22 protein-coding genes and 1 tRNA gene are annotated in these 17022 nt (G+C 68.1%); 13 read left to right on the top strand and 10 right to left on the bottom strand.

Annotated elements, in window-relative coordinates; genetic code table 11:
• The first annotated feature begins 178 nt into the window (after window positions 1-178).
• Both OL599_RS10495 and OL599_RS10490 read left to right on the top strand, forming a co-directional pair.
• Window positions 179-805 carry a DUF1326 domain-containing protein gene (locus OL599_RS10495; RefSeq protein WP_264713682.1) on the top strand — a complete coding sequence of 209 codons (627 nt, stop codon included), beginning with the start codon at window positions 179-181 and terminating at the stop codon, window positions 803-805.
• 75 nt (window positions 806-880) lie between these two features.
• Complete coding sequence (locus tag OL599_RS10490) at window positions 881-1738, top strand: DUF2182 domain-containing protein (RefSeq protein ID WP_264713681.1); 858 nt, start codon at window positions 881-883, stop codon at window positions 1736-1738.
• A gap of 112 nt (window positions 1739-1850) precedes the next feature.
• Here the strand turns inward: OL599_RS10490 and OL599_RS10485 are convergent.
• Window positions 1851-1925, bottom strand: a tRNA-Val gene (locus OL599_RS10485).
• A 175-nt stretch (window positions 1926-2100) separates the two neighbouring features.
• Here OL599_RS10485 and OL599_RS10480 point away from each other — a divergent pair.
• From OL599_RS10480 to OL599_RS10470, 3 genes are all read left to right on the top strand, one after another.
• Window positions 2101-2892: a DUF3108 domain-containing protein gene (locus OL599_RS10480; RefSeq protein ID WP_264713680.1), complete on the top strand. Its 792-nt coding sequence runs from the start codon at window positions 2101-2103 to the stop codon at window positions 2890-2892.
• A 221-nt stretch (window positions 2893-3113) separates the two neighbouring features.
• Window positions 3114-3803 carry a class I SAM-dependent methyltransferase gene (locus OL599_RS10475; RefSeq protein WP_264713679.1) on the top strand — a complete coding sequence of 230 codons (690 nt, stop codon included), beginning with the start codon at window positions 3114-3116 and terminating at the stop codon, window positions 3801-3803.
• Window positions 3804-3876: 73 nt separating this feature from the next.
• Window positions 3877-4302: a response regulator gene (locus tag OL599_RS10470; RefSeq protein WP_264713677.1), complete on the top strand. Its 426-nt coding sequence runs from the start codon at window positions 3877-3879 to the stop codon at window positions 4300-4302.
• A 123-nt stretch (window positions 4303-4425) separates the two neighbouring features.
• Here OL599_RS10470 and OL599_RS10465 read toward each other — a convergent pair whose 3' ends face one another.
• Complete coding sequence (locus tag OL599_RS10465) at window positions 4426-4746, bottom strand: YidB family protein (protein ID WP_264713676.1); 321 nt, start codon at window positions 4744-4746, stop codon at window positions 4426-4428.
• A 161-nt stretch (window positions 4747-4907) separates the two neighbouring features.
• Here OL599_RS10465 and OL599_RS10460 point away from each other — a divergent pair, with 161 nt between their 5' ends.
• The 4 genes from OL599_RS10460 (at window position 4908) to OL599_RS10445 (ending at window position 8717) form a co-directional block, all read left to right on the top strand.
• Window positions 4908-6623 (top strand): AMP-binding protein, encoded by a 1716-nt coding sequence (locus OL599_RS10460; protein WP_264713675.1) that lies wholly within the window; start codon window positions 4908-4910, stop codon window positions 6621-6623.
• On the top strand, window positions 6620-7525 hold the full coding sequence (locus OL599_RS10455; RefSeq protein WP_264713674.1) for a PhzF family phenazine biosynthesis protein: 906 nt from the start codon (window positions 6620-6622) through the stop codon (window positions 7523-7525). Before OL599_RS10460 ends, OL599_RS10455 begins: the two co-directional genes overlap by 4 nt.
• Window positions 7526-7793: 268 nt before the next feature.
• Complete coding sequence (locus tag OL599_RS10450; protein WP_264713673.1) at window positions 7794-7973, top strand: hypothetical protein; 180 nt, start codon at window positions 7794-7796, stop codon at window positions 7971-7973.
• A 69-nt stretch (window positions 7974-8042) separates the two neighbouring features.
• Window positions 8043-8717, top strand: coding sequence for an HAD family hydrolase (locus tag OL599_RS10445; protein ID WP_264713672.1), 675 nt, complete (start codon window positions 8043-8045; stop codon window positions 8715-8717).
• Here OL599_RS10445 and OL599_RS10440 read toward each other — a convergent pair.
• The 3 genes from OL599_RS10440 to OL599_RS10430 form a co-directional block, all read right to left on the bottom strand.
• Window positions 8704-9471: a DUF2066 domain-containing protein gene (locus OL599_RS10440; protein ID WP_264713671.1), complete on the bottom strand. Its 768-nt coding sequence runs from the start codon at window positions 9469-9471 to the stop codon at window positions 8704-8706. The two genes, OL599_RS10445 and OL599_RS10440, sit on opposite strands and share 14 nt — an antisense overlap.
• 64 nt (window positions 9472-9535) lie before the next feature.
• Window positions 9536-10096, bottom strand: coding sequence for a hypothetical protein (locus OL599_RS10435; RefSeq protein WP_264713669.1), 561 nt, complete (start codon window positions 10094-10096; stop codon window positions 9536-9538).
• 122 nt (window positions 10097-10218) lie between these two features.
• A complete protein-coding gene (locus OL599_RS10430; protein ID WP_264713668.1) occupies window positions 10219-10680 on the bottom strand; it encodes a hypothetical protein in 462 nt (153 codons plus the stop codon).
• A 177-nt stretch (window positions 10681-10857) separates the two neighbouring features.
• Here OL599_RS10430 and OL599_RS10425 point away from each other — a divergent pair, with 177 nt between their 5' ends.
• A complete protein-coding gene (locus tag OL599_RS10425; protein WP_264713667.1) occupies window positions 10858-11259 on the top strand; it encodes a hypothetical protein in 402 nt (133 codons plus the stop codon).
• Between the two features lie 63 nt (window positions 11260-11322).
• Entirely contained in the window at window positions 11323-11475 is a 153-nt protein-coding gene (locus OL599_RS10420) for an entericidin A/B family lipoprotein (RefSeq protein ID WP_264713665.1), read from the top strand.
• An 18-nt stretch (window positions 11476-11493) separates the two neighbouring features.
• Here OL599_RS10420 and OL599_RS10415 read toward each other — a convergent pair whose 3' ends face one another.
• A complete protein-coding gene (locus OL599_RS10415; RefSeq protein ID WP_264713664.1) occupies window positions 11494-11715 on the bottom strand; it encodes a hypothetical protein in 222 nt (73 codons plus the stop codon).
• A gap of 18 nt (window positions 11716-11733) precedes the next feature.
• Here OL599_RS10415 and OL599_RS10410 point away from each other — a divergent pair, with 18 nt between their 5' ends.
• Both OL599_RS10410 and OL599_RS10405 read left to right on the top strand, forming a co-directional pair.
• Window positions 11734-11886 (top strand): DUF3309 domain-containing protein, encoded by a 153-nt coding sequence (locus OL599_RS10410; protein ID WP_264713663.1) that lies wholly within the window; start codon window positions 11734-11736, stop codon window positions 11884-11886.
• 273 nt (window positions 11887-12159) lie between these two features.
• Window positions 12160-12294 carry a hypothetical protein gene (locus tag OL599_RS10405; RefSeq protein ID WP_264713662.1) on the top strand — a complete coding sequence of 45 codons (135 nt, stop codon included), beginning with the start codon at window positions 12160-12162 and terminating at the stop codon, window positions 12292-12294.
• Between the two features lie 46 nt (window positions 12295-12340).
• Here the strand turns inward: OL599_RS10405 and OL599_RS10400 are convergent, their stop codons facing one another.
• The 4 genes from OL599_RS10400 to glnA all read right to left on the bottom strand — a co-directional run bounded on the left by OL599_RS10400 (window position 12341) and on the right by glnA (window position 16888).
• Window positions 12341-13303 carry an ATP-grasp domain-containing protein gene (locus OL599_RS10400; RefSeq protein WP_264713661.1) on the bottom strand — a complete coding sequence of 321 codons (963 nt, stop codon included), beginning with the start codon at window positions 13301-13303 and terminating at the stop codon, window positions 12341-12343.
• A gap of 102 nt (window positions 13304-13405) precedes the next feature.
• A complete protein-coding gene (locus tag OL599_RS10395) occupies window positions 13406-14122 on the bottom strand; it encodes an SDR family oxidoreductase (RefSeq protein ID WP_264713660.1) in 717 nt (238 codons plus the stop codon).
• A gap of 1 nt (window position 14123) precedes the next feature.
• Entirely contained in the window at window positions 14124-15263 is a 1140-nt protein-coding gene (locus tag OL599_RS10390) for a serine hydrolase domain-containing protein (RefSeq protein ID WP_264713659.1), read from the bottom strand.
• A 179-nt stretch (window positions 15264-15442) separates the two neighbouring features.
• Window positions 15443-16888 (bottom strand): type I glutamate--ammonia ligase, encoded by a 1446-nt coding sequence (gene glnA, locus OL599_RS10385; RefSeq protein ID WP_264713658.1) that lies wholly within the window; start codon window positions 16886-16888, stop codon window positions 15443-15445.
• Window positions 16889-17022: the final 134 nt, after the last annotated feature.

Here is a 17022-nt window from a genome sequence, read left to right as displayed (position 1 = left end):
CGAGACTGGCGGGTGCGACAGGGATTGAACCTGTGACCGCCGCCGTGTGGAGGCGATGCTCAGCGTATGGCTTGTCGAAAATTTTATGACGCCGCCCTGATACGGATCGACAGAGCGTTGGTGGCTGATAAGGAACCTGGCTAGGCTGGCGCCTCTTCCATCGTCGGGAGGGGGAAAAATGGCCGCACAAGCCAAATGGCGTTTCTCCGGCGATTATTTCGAGAACTGCAACTGCGACGTGGTGTGCCCATGCCTCGTGTCGCCCGCTGCGCCGTTGACCGCGCGGCCGAGTCAGGGCGTGTGCGACGTGGCTCTGGTCTTCCACATCGACAAGGGGAACTACGACCAGATCCCGCTCGACGGGCTGAATGTCGCCGTGGTCGCCCATACGCCGGGACCCATGGGGGACGGCAACTGGACGCTTGCCGCCTATATCGACGAGCGCGCCGACGACAAGCAGACCGCGGCGCTTGGCGCCATTTTCGGCGGTGCCGAGGGCGGCCCGATGGCGGCCTTCGCGCCGCTGGTCGGCAAGCATCTCGGCGCGAAGAAGGTGGCAATCAAATACGCCATCGATGGCAACACCCGTTCGGCGGAAATTCCCGGCATCATGCATATGGCAGTGGCGCCGTTGCCGAGCCTGCACCCGAGCGGGGAGATTTGGGGCGCGATGGGCCATCCGGTCGCGCCGGACAAGATGGCGTTCGGCGTTGGCGGCAAGGACAGCACCTTTGCTGACCACGGCATGCGGTGGGACAATTCCGGCAGGAACGGCCACTACGCACCGATCAACTGGTCGAACTAGCAGCGCGCTGGCCTCCGCTCGCCGCTTCCCGACCCTCGCCGTGGCGCCGGACGGCCGCCATGGGGACAAGCTGTCATGGAACGCGCCCAGACCGATCGGCTCCTGGTGCAACGCAACGTCATCCTTGGTCTGCTGCTGGCGCTGGCCGCTGCCGCCTGGGTGCTGCTCGCATGGCAAGGCATGGACATGGCGATGACATCGCCAACCATGGGCTTACGTGCCCCGCTTTTCCTCGCGATCTGGGTGGTCATGATGGTGGCGATGATGTTTCCGACCGCCGCGCCCATGATCCTCACCTTCCACAAGGTGCAGGCGAGCAGGCGGCAGCGCGGCGAAGCTTTCGTTGCAACCTGGGTGTTCGTGGCCGCCTACCTGCTGGTGTGGACGCTGTCGGGTGTTGCCGCCTATGCCGGCGCCCTCGCCGCCGAGGCCGTTGCCGCACGCGTCGCGCTGTCGCCCGCTGCCGCCGCCCGGATCGGCGGGGCGGTCCTCGTCGCGGCAGGCCTCTACCAGGTCACGCCGTTCAAGGACCTGTGCCTGTCGAAGTGCCGCACGCCGATCGGCTTCATCATGACCTCGTGGCGCGACGGAGTGGCGGGCGCACTGCGCATGGGCGTGCTCCACGGCGCCTATTGCCTCGGCTGCTGCTGGCTGCTGTTCGTCATCCTGTTCCCGCTCGGCATCATGAATGTCGTCGCCATGGCGGTGATCACGCTCGTCATTTTCGCCGAGAAGACGCTGCCCTGGAGGCGCCGGGTGGCGCGTGTCACGGCCGCCGCTCTCGTGGGCTATGGCGCGGTCGTGCTGGCCGCACCGCAGGCCCTGCCCACCTTCATGGCGACTGACGGCACGGCAGCGACTGCCGTGGCTGCGCCGATGGACATGCAGAACATGCCGATGCCCGCGAGCGCCACCGCACCGGCCAGGCAGTGAAGGGGCGGGGAGCTCGGCGCCTGTGCTCGCGCGCCGCTTCCCGCGTGGCGAGGAGGCCACCGCCTCATTCTCGCGGAATCGCACATGATTGAACAATTTCAGGAACCGGGAATGGTGGGTGCGACAGGGATTGAACCTGTGACCCCCGCCGTGTGAAGGCGATGCTCTCCCGCTGAGCTACGCACCCTTCCCGGAGGCCGGGTGATAGGTCGGGCGCCTCCGCGCTGTCAAGCGGGGATCGCGGGCAGGCACACAGCACCGCGAGGTGGGCGGCGCGGCGTCACGCCGGCGTTGTATCTGCGCGCGAACGGGGCGACATTTGCGGCATGAAGCGGCTCTCTGCCCTGCTGCTTGCTGTGCTGATGGCTGTCCCGCTGGCGCTGGCTCCGGCGGGCGCGGAGGAACAGGCGCCCGCGCATCTGGCGTTCGCGGTCTATGCCGCCGGATTCAATGTATTGAACATCGACAGCGATCTGGACCTGGGCGGGCCAGGCTACCGGATCGACCTGTCCTATCGCACCGCCGGCCTGTTCGGAACGCTGTTCCGAAGCGAAATCAACAGCTTCGTGCAAGGGTTCTGGGCCGACTCGCGGCCGGAGCCGCTGCGCTTCGCCAGCTGGGGGGTGCTGCGCGGCAATACCCGTCGCACCACGATCGACTACCAGGCGCATCAGCCCGTGATCCGCGCGTTGGAACCGGCGCAGGAAGCGGACCGCGATCCGGTGCCGCCTGCCATGCAGCACGACACGATCGATACGCTGAGCGCGATGGCGCTGCTGGTGCGCCAGGTGGCGAGCACCGGGCGGTGCGACGGGCGAGTCGCCACCTTCGATGGGCGCCGCGCCTCCGAGATCACCGCCCGGACCGGGGGCGAGGAGGAGCTGCGCGCGGATTACCACTCGAGCTTCCACGGCCGGGCGCTGCGCTGCGACATCGAGGGCCGGCAGATTGGCGGGTTCCAGCACGACACCGACGAGGCCGAACTGCACAAGATCCATTACAGCACCGCCTGGCTGGCGCGCGTGGTGCCCGGCGCGCCGGCGCTTCCCGTGCGGGTGGTGTTCGAGACCCGGTTTTTCGGTCACGCCACCGCCTATCTTACCGAGGCCCGGCCCGGCCATGCCACCGCTTCGGCAACCGGCGCCGCGCGGTAGCACGCCGGTCCTGATCGCGCGGCGCCGACGCAGGTGTTATGCCCTGCGCCGGTGAATCAGGGAGCGTGAAGGCAGACCCATGATAGCCTTCAAGCGGCCGGGAAACCCGTGTGGAGGGTGGCGCGCGCGTGCGGGGTGCGGCCATGGATGGCCTGTCGGTTTGCGCCCGTCGGGATCGCGGTTCACAATTGAAAAATGCGCGACATCTGCGAGTTGACCCGATGAACCCCCGGACCCCGAATTCGCAGTACAATCTTGCCGCGCCCGATTCCCTGTCGGTGCGGGTGGCGACCGCGGTGCGCGGACGCATGTTCGACCTGTTCATGCAGACGCTGGCGCCGGCTCCGGACGAGACGGTGCTGGATCTCGGCGTGACGTCGGACCAGACCTACACCTCGTCGAACTACTTCGAGGCGCTGTACCCCCACAAGGACCGGATCACCGCCGCCGGCATCGATGATGCGCAGTTCCTGGAGGTGATGTATCCCGGCGTCCGCTTCGTGCATGCCGATGCGCTGGACCTGCCGTTTGCCGACGGCCAATTCGACCTCGTGCATTCCTCGGCGGTGCTCGAGCATGTGGGATCGTTCGAGAACCAGGCGCGCATGGTGGCGGAGTGCCTGCGGGTGGCGCGGCGGGGCGTGTTCCTGACCACGCCGAACCGATGGTTTCCCATCGAGTTCCACACCCAGCTGCCGCTGGTGCACTGGCTGCCGAAGCCGATGTGCCGGGCGGTGTTCCGGCGCACGGGCTACGGGTTCTTCGCCGACGAGGCGAACCTCAACCTGATGTCGGCGCGCGAACTGATGCGGATCGCCGCGCGGCACCCGGCGTGGTCGATCGGCTGCCGCACGGCCAGGTTGCTGGGATGGCCGAGCAACCTGCTGATGATCGGCACCCGCGCCGACTGATCCGCACGAAACCGCCTGCGCGTGGGGCGGGTGGCCAAGCGAGGGCTGGTGGTATACCAGCGCCTGCGGCATGATGGCGCTGTTACATTGGAAATTCGGCCCCAACTGGATGGAAGCGGCCTCTGCTCAGACGGTCCTGGTGGTTGACGACCGCAAGGACGTGGCGGTCACCCTGGCGGAAATGTGCCGGGCCTGCGGCTTCGATGCCGAGGTCGCGGAGGACGGCGTGGGCATGCTGGGGTTGCTGCAGCGGCATCGCCCGAGCTGCGTCATCGTGGATGTGATGATGCCGGACCAGGACGGTTACGAGGCGATGAAGGACATCGCCCGCTTCGATCCGTCCTTGCCGGTGATGCTGGTCACCGGCCACGGCGACGTCTGGCTGCAGATGGGGGTGACCCTGGGCCGCGCCCAGGGGCTCACCGCAGTGCACACGGCGACGAAGCCGGTTCGGGTGCACGCGGTTCGCGCGTTCCTGGAGACGGTGGCGAGCCGCTAGTGTCCTGAATCTGAAGTTCGCATAGGTGGCGAACTTCAGATTCAGGACACTAGCCCTTTGTTTTCAGTGGCCTGCTGGCCCCTGCGTCCGCCGCAAGATGCGGCGAACCTCGGGGGCAGGACACTAGCCGGGAAGCTTGCCTTCCGGCGTCGCGTGATCGATGACGTGGGGCAAGGCGTCCGCCATCACTTTCAGCAGCGCCTCCGGCGTGGTGCCGGCCTGCTCGGCCCAGGCATCGAGCTGCTCTGGCGTGAACGCAGCCTCCAGCTCCTCCGGCGTTATCGGCAGGTTCTCGCCGTGGCTGATCCAGGAGCGCACCTTCTCGGCGAGGCCGGCATTCTCCAGCTGCGCGATCAGAGGGGTGAGAGCGCCGCCGGCCGCGCCTTGTGCGACGCCCAGGATCTGCGCCACGCTGCCCATCATCTGCCCCAGAAACTCGCTCATGGAATCCTCCACCTTCGCGCGCCAGGGTAGTGAAGCGGCGCCCACGACACCAGGGGCGTGAAGGAGGCGGCTGGGTATCCGGGCGTCGCTGGCACGCAATGCTTTCCGCAGCACGCCCCGTTGCTGTAACGATAGGGCATAAAAAGGGGAGGATGCAGATGATGGCCCACGCTTCCAGCCAGGTCGCGATGAGCTATGTCAGCGGCATGTCCGACATGCCGCTGCTGGGCGACACCATCGGCCAGCATTTCGACCGCACGGTGGCGCGCTTCGGCGATCGCCTCGCCCTCGTCGCCCGCCAGCAGGGCCTGCGCTGGAGCTGGCGCGAGTTGGCCGAGCGCGTGGACGCTTTCGCCGCCGGCCTGCTGACCCTCGGGCTGAAGCCGGGCGAGCGTATCGGCATCTGGTCACCCAACAACGCCGAATGGGTGATCACGCAGTTCGCTGCCGCCAAGGCCGGGCTGGTGCTGGTGACGATCAACCCGGCCTATCGCCTGGCCGAGCTGGAATACGCGCTGAACAAGGCCGGCTGCCGCGCGCTGGTCACCGCCACCGCGTTCAAGACCAGCGACTATGCCGGCATGCTCACGACCCTGGCGCCGGAGCTCGATGCCTGCCTGCCGGGACGGCTGGCCTCGCCACGGCTGCCGAAGCTGGAGCTGGTGGTGCAGATCGGAGCCCGCACGATCCTGGGCGCGCTGCCGTTCGCCGAGGTGCCCGATCTGGCCACCGCCGCCACGCGGGCGCAACTCGCCGAGCTGGGGACGCGGTTGCAGTTCGACGACCCCATCAACATCCAGTTCACCTCCGGCACCACCGGCTCGCCCAAGGGGGCGACGCTGACGCACCACAACATCCTCAACAACGGCTTCTTCACCGCCGAGGCCATGAAGCTGACCGAGGAGGACCGGCTGTGCATCCCGGTGCCGCTGTACCACTGCTTCGGCATGGTGATGGGCGTGCTGGGGTGCCTGACGCACGGGGCGGCGATGGTATTCCCCGGCGAGGGCTTCGATCCGTTGGCGACGCTGCAGACCATCGCGGCCGAGCGCTGCACGGCGCTGTACGGCGTGCCCACCATGTTCATCGCCCAGATGGACCATCCGCAATTCGCCGAGCTCGACGTCTCGTGTCTGCGTACCGGGATCATGGCCGGATCACCGTGTCCGATCGAGGTGATGCGCCGCGCCATGAAGCTGATGCATCTGCGCGACATCACCATCGCCTACGGCATGACCGAGACCAGCCCGGTGAGCTTCCAGACCACGCTGGACGATGCCGTCGAGCGCCGCGTGTCCACGGTCGGGCGCGTCCATCCGCATCTGGAGGTCAAGGTGGTGGACAGTGAAGGGTGCGTCGTGCCGGTGGGCACGCCGGGCGAGCTGTGCACGCGCGGCTATTCGGTGATGCAGGGCTACTGGGACGACCCCGAGCGGACGGCGCAGGCGATCGACGGGGGGCGCTGGATGCATACCGGCGACCTCGCCACCATCGATGCCGAGGGCTATTGCGCCATCGTCGGCCGCATCAAGGACATGGTGATCCGCGGCGGCGAGAACGTGTATCCGCGCGAGGTGGAGGAGTTCCTGTACCGCCACCCGAAGATCTCCGACGTGCAGGTGTTCGGCGTGCCCGACGCGAAATATGGCGAGGAGATCTGCGCCTGGATCAAGCTGCGCGAGGGCGAGGCGATGACCGAGCAGGACGTGCGCGATTTCTGCCGCGACCAGATCGCGCATTACAAGGTGCCGCGCCATGTCCGCTTCGTCGACGCGTTCCCGATGACGGTGACGGGAAAGATGCAGAAATTCCTGATGCGCGCGGCGATGGAGAAGATGCTGGCGGACCAGGGCGGCGGCGGCGAGCGCGCGGCATGAAGCGCCGCTACGTCACCGCCGACGTGTTCACCGAGAGCCTCTTCGGCGGCAACCCGCTGGCCGTGGTGCTGGATGCCGAAGGTCTGGACGGGGCGCGCATGCAGGCGATCGCGCGCGAGTTCAACTATTCCGAGACGACGTTCCTGCTGCCGCCCGCGGACCCCGCGCACACCGCGCATGTGCGCATCTTCACGCCCGGCATCGAGGTGCCGTTCGCCGGGCATCCGAACGTGGGCACCGCCTTCGCGCTGGCGCGGATCGGCATGGCCTTCGGCCGGCCGGTGGGCGAGGCGGTGGTGTTCGAGGAAGCGGCGGGTCTGGTTCCCGTGCGCATCCTGCGGCGCGACGATACGCCGGCCGGGGCGCAGCTCACCGCACCACAGCGCCTGTATCGCGGCGCCACGATGCCGCCCGAACGCCTGGCCGCCTGCCTGTCGCTGTCGCCAGACGACATCGTGATGCGGGCGCATCCGCCGCAGGTGGCGTCGGTCGGCCTGCCTTTCGTGATCGCGGAGTTGCGCGACCGTGCGGCGCTGGCGCGGGCGCGGCCGGATGCCGCCGCCTGGGCCGCCTGCCTGCCGGTCGACGACGCCCACGCCATTCATATCTACACCCGGGCCGAACCGGCGGCGGGCTGCGACATCCACGCGCGCATGTTCTCGGTGCTCGACGGCACCGGCGAGGACCCCGCGACCGGCAGCGCCAACGCGGCCCTGGCGGCGCTGCTGGCGGCGTTGTCGCCGGCGACGGACACGACGCTGCATCTGCGCATTGCCCAGGGCGAGGACATGGGACGGCCGAGCCTGCTGATGACCGAGGTGGACAAGATCGCAGGCGTGCCCGCGCATGTTCGCGTCGGCGGGTATTGCGTCGCGGTCATGGAAGGTGTGCTGGAAGCATGATCGCCGCGCCGGCGGTTGCCTTGCCTGCGCATCCCTGTTAGCGTTCTTGCCATGACGAGCAAGCAGCCGGGTGCCGGCGCACATCTCGCATCGCGATTTTGGTACCGCTGGTATTTCCCGGCGGCCTAGGTATCGCGCAGTCATCGCAGATCCCCGAAGCCGCCACGCCAAGGCGGCTTTCGTGTTTCTGGACGGCTTCCGACTTTCCCATTCCAGTCTCCCGATCGATCGTCAGGGCAGGGCGGCCTCTCAACCAAGGAGGCCCATCATGGGTGAGTTCGATTTCGACGTCGTCAGCGACATCTCGGAGATCCTGAGCCGGCGAAAGCCGCCGGAAAGCGCCGAACCTGCGGCGCCCGCCGCCGGTGGTTCGGCGCATGCGGGGACACGCACCGGTTCAGCCGGCCCCGCTGAGGAGGGGCGCCGGCAGGCGTCGCCGTCCAGGTAGCGCGGGGCCCGGCGTTGCAGGGGGCTCGTGCCGCTTGTAGCCTGCGGGGAACCCCTGAAAGCGCGTTGCATGGTGTTCCCGTCGCCTGTCGAAGCCGTGTTGCTGGATATGGACGGCACCCTGCTGGACACCGAGCAGGTCTATGTCGGCGCCATGTTCGGCGCCCTCGTGGAACTCGGCTTCGCGGTTCCCGATGCGCTTGCCAGCGCCATGGTCGGGCTGCCCGGCAAGGAGTGCATGGGCCTGCTTCAGGGCCATTTCGGCGCGGCGTTCCGGGCGGATGCGTTTCATGCCGCCTATGTGGCGCAGCGCACGGAGCGGCTGCGCGACGGCATTCCGCTGAAGCCCGGGGTGATCGAGCTGCTGGACCACCTCGCCGCGGCCGGGCTGCCGACAGCGGTCGCGACATCGTCCTCGCGCAGCAATGCCGAGACCAATCTGGGCCGCGCGGGACTGCTGGCGCGCTTCGGCGCGGTGGTGACGCGTGACGACGTGGTGCAGGGCAAGCCCGATCCGGCCCTGTTCCTGAAGGCCGCGGCGGCGCTTGGGCGGCCGCCCGGACGCTGTGTCGCCGTCGAAGACTCGCATGTCGGCGTGCGCGCGGCGCACGCCGCCGGCACGATGCCGGTGATGGTGCCGGACATGCTGCCGCCCAACGAGGAGATGCGCCGGATATGCGTGGCCATCGCCGGCGATCTGCACGAGGTGCGGGCGCTGCTGGCGCTGAAGGTCAGTGTTGACTGACCGCCTCGGCGTGGCCTGAGAGCACGCCCATGGCGCCGCGCACGGCGTTGCGGAAGGCTTCGTCGAAGGACACGCCGGTGATGCCCCAGGCAATGTCACGCCCCTGCCAGGCGAGGCGCCATTCGCCGACCCAGCCGAAGGCGGCGTCGCTCCAGGTCAGCGTGCCGTCCAGCGGCACGCTGCCGGGCGGCGCGGCGCCAACCGCGAGCCGGTCCTTGGGCAGCAGCACCACACGCATGCCATAGCGCTCGGCCGAGGCCAGCAGCGCCTGGCGCTGGCGCTCGTCCGCGTCGGCGTCCGCGGTCATCGGGAAGGTGGCGTTGCGGTCCCGCACGGTGATCCGCACCAGCAGCGGCGGCCGGTCGGCCCGCCAGGGCTGCTCGCCGAGTGCGGCCAGGGCGGCGTCGATCTTCGTCGGGGCGAAATGCGCGATCAGCGTGAACGGGCGGTCGCGCGAGCCCTGTTCGTCATGACGGGGCATGTCGGACTGGCGGTCGAGATAGGCGAAATCCTCGACCAGCTCCGCCGCGGTCCCGCCCAGCGCGTCCACGCGGGGGTCGTCGAGCAGGGCCGGATTGCCGGAGACCTTCACCAGGACGTCGCGCAGACACTGCGCCAGCCCGTCGGCGCGGGTCGTGGCCACGGTGCCGGTGACGATGGCGCTTGACTGGTAGAGGTCCTGCCAGCCGGCTGCCTGGGCCGTGGCGGCCAGGCAGGGCAGGGCGAACGACATCAATGCGGCGGCAACACGCATGGGCCGGATCCGTTCTGCGGCGAGGCAGCGGTGATGGCAGCGCCGGACAGCGGTCCGCTTGAGATCACCGCGCGGCCGAGCGCATCTGGTCGAGATCGGCGGGCTGGCAACTGACGACGTACCAGGACCCCTGCGGGTCGTAATTTCGCTGGATCGTCCGCGCGGTCTCGGGGGGTGGCGGCGCCGCGGTCCACAGCATGCCGCGCGGCGCCAGCGACGCCGGCACCTCACCCATGACACGATGCGGCTCGACCATGTCGTCGCCGCGTTGCTGCCCGCCGAGCTGGATCAGCGCGATCGTCCCCTTGGCCGGCACCGGACCGCCTGCCACCACCGCGGCATCCTGGTAGACGCCGACCCATTGGCCGGATGAGCAGCGGAACCTGACGAGGGTTGACGACTCCAGGCTTTCCGGCGGGAAGAAAGCGAACACCGCACTGGAATGCAAGCGCGAGGCCTGGGCCTGCTTCTCCTGGTCGATGTCCTGGCGGGTGAGGGGCGGCCCGATCTCGCCGGCCACCAACCGGCCCTCGGGCGGGCGGACCGAGCAGGCGGAGGCCAGGAGGACGAGCGCGGTCACGCCGGCGCCGCGACGGACGCGGGCGCCATGCACGAGGGGAGGCATCGGTGGATCGGAATGGCGCAGGCAGTGCGGCTTCATGTGTCGTTCGGTCCTGTTCGGCAGCGCCGGACGCGCGAACCGTGCGCAGGCAGCATAGCAGCCGCAGCATATTCTTATGCAGGGTCTCAGAAGAGCAGGTTGAAGAGACCGCTCAGGCACGCCGCCAGCAACAGCCCGCCGACCACCCAGATCGAGTAGCCACGGAGGCTCGGTGCTGGCGCGCCCGCGGACGTGGGGCGGGGATGGGCCGGGAGCAGTGCTACGAGACGGGCCGCAATCGTGCGGGCATCGGCCTGGCTCCATACGCTTTCCGGCATGGCCGCGATGGTGCGGGCGAGGCTGTCGGCGGCGGCGGCGACCGGCAGGCCGGCCAGGCGCCCGGCCTCGCGCCAGGGGTCGCTGCCAAGGCGCGCGAACACGGACACGACAGAAAGGGTCATGCCATTCCGTTCGATGCCGACATCTGCGAACAGGAAGGGATTGAGATCGGAGTGGCGCAGGGCGAAGACGTCTGGTGCGTTCATGGAATACCCTTTCAAATCGAAATACAGCAAAGTATTACTACGGTATATTTCCGAAAAATTCAATAAAATACCTCATCTGCCTGCCTTCTCACCATGCACGATAATTGCTCTTGGCTGGTGATCGGCCGGTGTGAAGCGAATATCTGGTCGGGCCTTGTAATGAGCAGGTATCGGATTATGTCAATGACACCTGATGCGTGACGATCCTCTCGGGGTCTGCTTGATGGACTGCCGGAGGCAATGCTGAGTGCGGCGTTGCTTGCCCAAACGGGCCGCCGTCTGGACGATCCGCAGCCACACGATGGCGGCATCCGATTTCGGGTGTCGCAGGGCCGGTTCCGCGACGATGCGCCGGACCCAGCAATGAGCGACACAACAGTGAAGCGAACAATCATGTCACGCGGCATCACGACGATCCTCGTTCTCGCCGGGCTGGCGTCTGGTCTTGTCGCATGCGGTCAGAGCACGGGCGATCGTGCCGTCTCCGGCGGCCTGATCGGTGCCGGCGCCGGCGCCGCGGTCGGCGCGGTCAGCGGTGGCAGCGTCGGCGGTGGTGCCTTGATCGGCGGCGCCGTCGGTGCCGTAGGCGGTGCCGCGACCAGCAGCCGCGACGTCAATCTCGGGCGGCCGGTCTGGCGCTGAGGCGCGATGCCGGCTCCATCGGACGGCCGAAACCAACCCGCATTCACAGCAAAGGACACGCCCATGACCCGGACCTTCCAACTGACGCTGACGCTTCTGGCCCTGCTGACGGCCGTGCCGTTGCTGGCTGCGTGCCATACGACCGCAGGCGCCGGTGAAGACATCTCCCAGACGGGCAAGGCGATCGAGAAGAGCGCGGTCAAGCACACGCCGTGACCAACGGCTCAGGCGGCTTCACCATTTTCGTGCACCATGGGGGATCAGCGTGGCCAAGGGTCGGAAACGAAGCAGCCGTGAACCCAAGAAGCCGAAGGCGAAGAAGCCGGGCATCAGGCCGGTCAAAGTGACCGGCGCCTCGGTGCCCGGCAGGGAAATGCCGCTGAAGCCATGAGCAAATAGCCGCGCCTGCCGGAGGCGGCTTTCAGGTCGCAGGCGGCGGCGTCGCGCACCCGTCATATGGACGGTGGGGGTGTCATGTCGACGATTCTGCTGATCATCGTTCTGTTGCTGCTTGTCGGCGCGTTGCCGACCTGGCCGCACAGCGCCAATTGGGGCTACGTCCCCAGTTCCGGTCTTGGCCTGGTGCTGGTGATCCTGGTGATTCTGCTGCTGACGGGACGCCTCTGACACGAGCGGAAAAATCTGCGTATAGCCACTCTGCCGGCTCCACCATGTGCCGAAGCAGCGCCACGCGAAAGCCGGGCGTCGGATCTGATTTTGTCAAAAGGCGATACGATATAATACTGTCTGTGCTGGTGCTGGCGGCCTGCCACGCCGTGGCGGCTGCAAACGAAGGCGGCTTCCAGGCCGGCAAGGCGGTCCAGAAGACGGTGGCCAGGCGGGCGCCGAAGGCGCGCTGTTTGGCTGCGGCATCCTATTCGTGCAACCCGGAGAACAGACATGGCCAAAGGTCAGAAGCGCAGCGGCCGCGAACCCAAGAAACCCAAGGCAAAGAAGATCAGCACCGGGCCGGCCGGAACGACCGCCCCGTTCCTGCCCGAAAAGAAGCCGTCGCCGAAACCCGCGGGCAAATAGCCCTGCGGGTCAGCGTCGGCTCCGACGCCGTCGTACGTGTCGGCGCTCAGGCCGCGGCGGTGTGGGTGCGGGCGAGTTCAGCGCCCAGGTATTCGGCGAGTGCCCCCATGCCGGAACGCCCGGTTCCGGCAACCCCTGCGCGTGCTTCCGCCTCGGCATTGTAGTTGGTGTTGGTGTTCACGTCGTAGACCAGCACGCGGCCGGTTTCGTCGACGATGAACTCGATGCCGGCGACGTCGATGCCGACGCCGGACAGGAACCGCTCCAGCCGGGCGCGGAAGGCGGGGGCGATGCCGTCGGTCACGGTGAACTTGTGCGCTGGGCGGTCGCCGACCGGGCACACGGCGTCGCCAATGGCGCAGACATCGGCCGGGCACAGTTCGAAGCCTTCGCTGGTGTCCACCTCGACCGCGTAGACGAAGCGGCTGCCGACGAACTCGGCACGGGTGATCACCGGGCGCGGCGCATGCACGTATTCCTGCAGCAACTGCAAGCCGTCCACTGGTTCAACGTAGCCGGCACCCTGGACGTGCGCCTCCAGGCCCTCGAGCGTATGGAACAGTTGCACCCCCAGGCCCTTGCCGCCGCGGTTGGGCTTCAGGATCACCGGGCCGCCGGCAAAATGGGCGCGGGCGGCGGCCACGATCTCGTCGCGGCCAGCGACCAGCACGGTACGCGGCGTGCGGATGCCCGCGGATTCCAGGGCGGCGTATTGGCGGACCTTGCTGATCTCCAGGTCCAGCGCCGCCGGGCCGTTGATGACGCGCCGGCCCCAGCGACTCAGCCAGGCCAGCACGCCGGCGGTGAGCTCGGCGGCGTAGCGGTGGTCGCGCGTGTGCGAGGAGGCGCTCATGCGGTTGTAGAACACGCCCTCGGGCGGTGGCGCCGATAGGTCGAAGGTGCCGGTGTGCAGGAACCACTCGGCCCACGGCAGATGGCGCTGATCGAGCGCGGCGGCCAGCGGCACCACCCAGGCCGCGTTTTCATGCAGGACGTGGATGCGGCTCATGGCGTAGGTCCTCCGGATGGGACGCGACGGCGCGTGGTGGCCGCCAATTTCCGGAAGATAGGAGTCTTATCCGCAATTCACAATATTCATCAGTATTTACAATTATTCAACGTAGATCATCTTTCGCGTCATGCCGCCATCCACCACGAATTCGCTGCCGGTGACGAAGCCGCTTTCAGGCCCCAGCAGGAAGGCGGCCATGGCGGCGACGTCCTCGGGCGTGCCGACCCGCCCGGCTGGATGCTGGGCGTGGTCCTGCGGGCGCAGATCGCCACCCGTGGTGTCGATCCAGCCAGGGCTGATGCAGTTCACGCGTATGTCCGGACCCAGGCTGGCCGCCAGCGCATGGGTGAGCGCCAGCAGGCCGCCCTTGGAAGCCGAATAGGACTCGGTGTCCGGCTCGGACATGTGGGCGCGGGTGGAGGCGATGGTGACAATGGCGCCGCGCGTGGCCCGCAGCAGGTCCTCGGCGGCGCGGGCAAGCAGGAACGTGCTCGTGAGGTTGGTCGCGAGCACGCGGTGCCAGTCGCGAACGGTCAGGTCGGCGAGTTTCTTGCGGACCATGATGCCGGCGTTGCACACCAGCCCGTCCAGGCGTCCCTCGCGCTCACGCAGGACGTTGACGATGCGGATCACCTCGCTCTCATCGGCGATGTCGGTCTGCTCGAAGCGGGCGGGGGCGCCGATGCCGGCGGCGGTTGCCGCACCCCGGGGATCGCGGTCGGCCAGTACGACGCGCCAGCCGCCGGCGGCCAGTCGGCCGGCGATGGCCGCGCCGATGCCGCGCGCGGCCCCGGTGACAAGGGCGGTCTTCGTCATCTCACCCGGCCGGGACCTCCGCCTTCAGCGCCGCCATGACCTGGCCGATCCAGGCATCGAGGACGGCGGTGTCGATCCAGCGTAGCACGGCAACCAGGTCGTTCGCCGGGTCGATCCAGGTGACATTGCCGCCAGCGCCGAGGGCGAAATAGCTGTCCGCCCCGGCGGACGGCCTGGAGCGGCGCCCCGTGTTCAGCCACCACAGCAGGCCGTAATCGGGATTGATGGCGCAGGGGGCGACGGACTCCGCGATCCAGCTTTGCGGCAGGATGCGCCGGCCGCCCCAGCTGCCGCCTTGCGCCATCATCAGGCCGATCCGCGCCTGGTCCTCGGCGTGGATGAACACGCCGCCGCCCCAGTGGCCGCCGCCGGAGACGGATTGCACCTGCCGGCCGCCGATCTCGACAAAGGAGTTGTGGTAGCCTTCCCAGTGCCACTCGGTGGAGGCGCCGAGCGGCTGCATCACGCGCTCGGCGAACACATCGGGCAGGGCGCGGCCGAAGCGGCGCAGCAAAGCGAGGCTCAGGCGGTTCACCCGCACGTCGTTGTATTCCCAGTAGCTGCCGGGCGCCTGCAGCGGCCGCGCCGTGCCCTTCTGGTGTGCGGGGCTGCCACGGAACTCGGTGGCGAGCGTGCGGTAGCGGTCGATCATGTCGGCCTTGCCGAACAGCGTGCCTTCCCATTCGCTGGTCTGCTGCAGCAGGTGGCGCCAGGTGATGGCGCCGTTGTGCGGACCGTCGAAGCCGCCGTCATGGACGGTGCGGCCGACGGGTTCGTCGAGGTCGGCGATCAGGCCGTCGGACACGGCGAGGCCGGCGAGGATCGACAGGTAGCTCTTGGCCACGCTGAAGGTCATGTCGACCTGGCGCGTGTCGCCCCAGCGCGCGACGAGGCGGCCGCCGCGAAGCAGCAATCCGTTGGGGCCGCCGCGCGGGGCGGTGGGGCCGATGATCGCGTTGTCCGGCGGCGGCTCGAAATTTCCGGCTTCGAGCTGGGCCTTGATGTCGCGGCGCCAGGGCGATTCGTGCGCCTCGGCGAAGGCGATGGCTTCGGCCAGCCTCGCGGAGTCGAAGCCGGCCTCGGCGGGGGTGATGCGCTGCCAGTCCTGGCCATGCGGCGGGGGCACGTAGCGGTCGGTCATCGTGGCGTTCCGTTGCTTCGGGTGGGGCCGCATCTTGCGGGCACCACGGAGCGGCGGAAAGGGGCGTGTCCGCAAGGTGGCGCAGGGCGGATCACGGCGCGCCGGCTGCGCCATCCGGACATGAAAACCCCGCCTCCGTTGCCGGAGGCGGGGCGTTCAGCCGGAAAAGCCGGTCGGTGTCAGACGGAGTAGTACATCTCGAACTCGACGGGATGCGGCGTGTGCTCGAAGCGGTACACCTCGTTCCACTTCAGTTCGATGTAGCTCTCGATCTGGTCCTTGCTGAACACGTCGCCGGCCAGCAGGAAGTCGTGGTCGGCGGCGAGCGCGCCGAGGGCCTCGCGCAGGCTGCCGCAGACGGTGGGAATGCCCTTCAGCTCTTCCGGCGGCAGGTCGTACAGGTCCTTGTCCATCGGGTCGCCCGGATGGATCTTGTTCTTGATGCCGTCCAGCCCGGCCATGGCCAGCGCCGCGAAGGCCAGGTACGGATTGGCGGCGGCGTCGGGGAAGCGGACCTCGACGCGCTTGGCTTTCGGGCTGGTCGTATACGGAATGCGGCACGACGCCGAGCGGTTGCGGGCGGAGTAGGCCAGCAGCACCGGCGCCTCGAAGCCGGGGATCAGGCGCTTGTAGCTGTTGGTCGACGGGTTGGTGAACGCGTTGATCGCCTTGGCGTGCTTGATGATGCCGCCGATGTAATACAGGCACAGCTCCGACAGGTCGGCATAGCCGTTGCCCGCGAACAGCGGCTTGCCCGCCTTCCAGATGGACTGGTGGGTGTGCATGCCCGAGCCGTTGTCGCCGTAGATCGGCTTCGGCATGAAGGTCGCGGTCTTGCCGTAGCTGTGGGCGACATTGTGGACGCAGTATTTGTAGATCTGCATCTGGTCGGCCATCGTTGTCAGCGTGCCGAAGCGGGTGCCCAGTTCGTGCTGGGATTGCGCCACCTCGTGGTGGTGCTTTTCGATCGGCAGGCCCATCTCGCCCATCGTGGACAGCATCTCGGCGCGCAGGTCGCTGTCGCTGTCCACCGGCGGCACCGGGAAATAGCCGCCCTTCACCACCGGACGGTGGCCCATGTTGCCTTCGGGGTAGTCCTTCAGGCTGGCTTCGGGGCCTTCGATGCTGTCGATGTGGTAGGTGCCGTAATTGCCGCCGGTGCCGAACTTCACGCTGTCGAACACGAAGAATTCGGCCTCGGCGCCGACCAGCAGGGCGTCGCCGATGCCGGTGGCCTTCACATAGGCCTCGCAGCGCTTGGCGGTGCCGCGCGGGTCGCGGCTGTAGGATTGGCCGGTCGACGGCTCGAAGATGTCGCAGAACAGGATCAGGCTCGGCTTGGCCGAGAACGGATCCATCACCGCCGTGTCGGCATCCGGCATCAGGATCATGTCGCTCTCGTTGATCGCCTTCCAGCCGACGATCGAGGAGCCGTCAAACATGATCCCGTCGCGGAACGCATCCTCGTCGATGGTGGAGATGTGCTGGGCGGTGTGCTGCCACTTGCCGCGCGGATCGGTGAACCGCAGGTCCACGTATTCGACGGAGTGCTCCTTCATCATGTCCAGCACACGCTCGATGCTGCCTTTGCCTGCGCTCGGCGCGGCCGCGGCCTTCTTCGCCATACCCCGATTCCCTCGTCAAAACAGCCGGCGGATCGCTCCGCGGCGATGGGTCGAAGCCGCCCCACGCGGCCCCGATGCCGGCCCCCTTTGGCGGTGTGCCGCAGGGGCCGGAAGATGAGTCCCCCGGGCGCACC

It is taken from the genome of Limobrevibacterium gyesilva, assembly GCF_025989185.1.
Lineage (GTDB): Bacteria > Pseudomonadota > Alphaproteobacteria > Acetobacterales > Acetobacteraceae > Limobrevibacterium > Limobrevibacterium gyesilva.
Note: the sequence above shows the minus strand (reverse complement) of the source record. Positions and strands in the feature narration are given on the sequence as shown.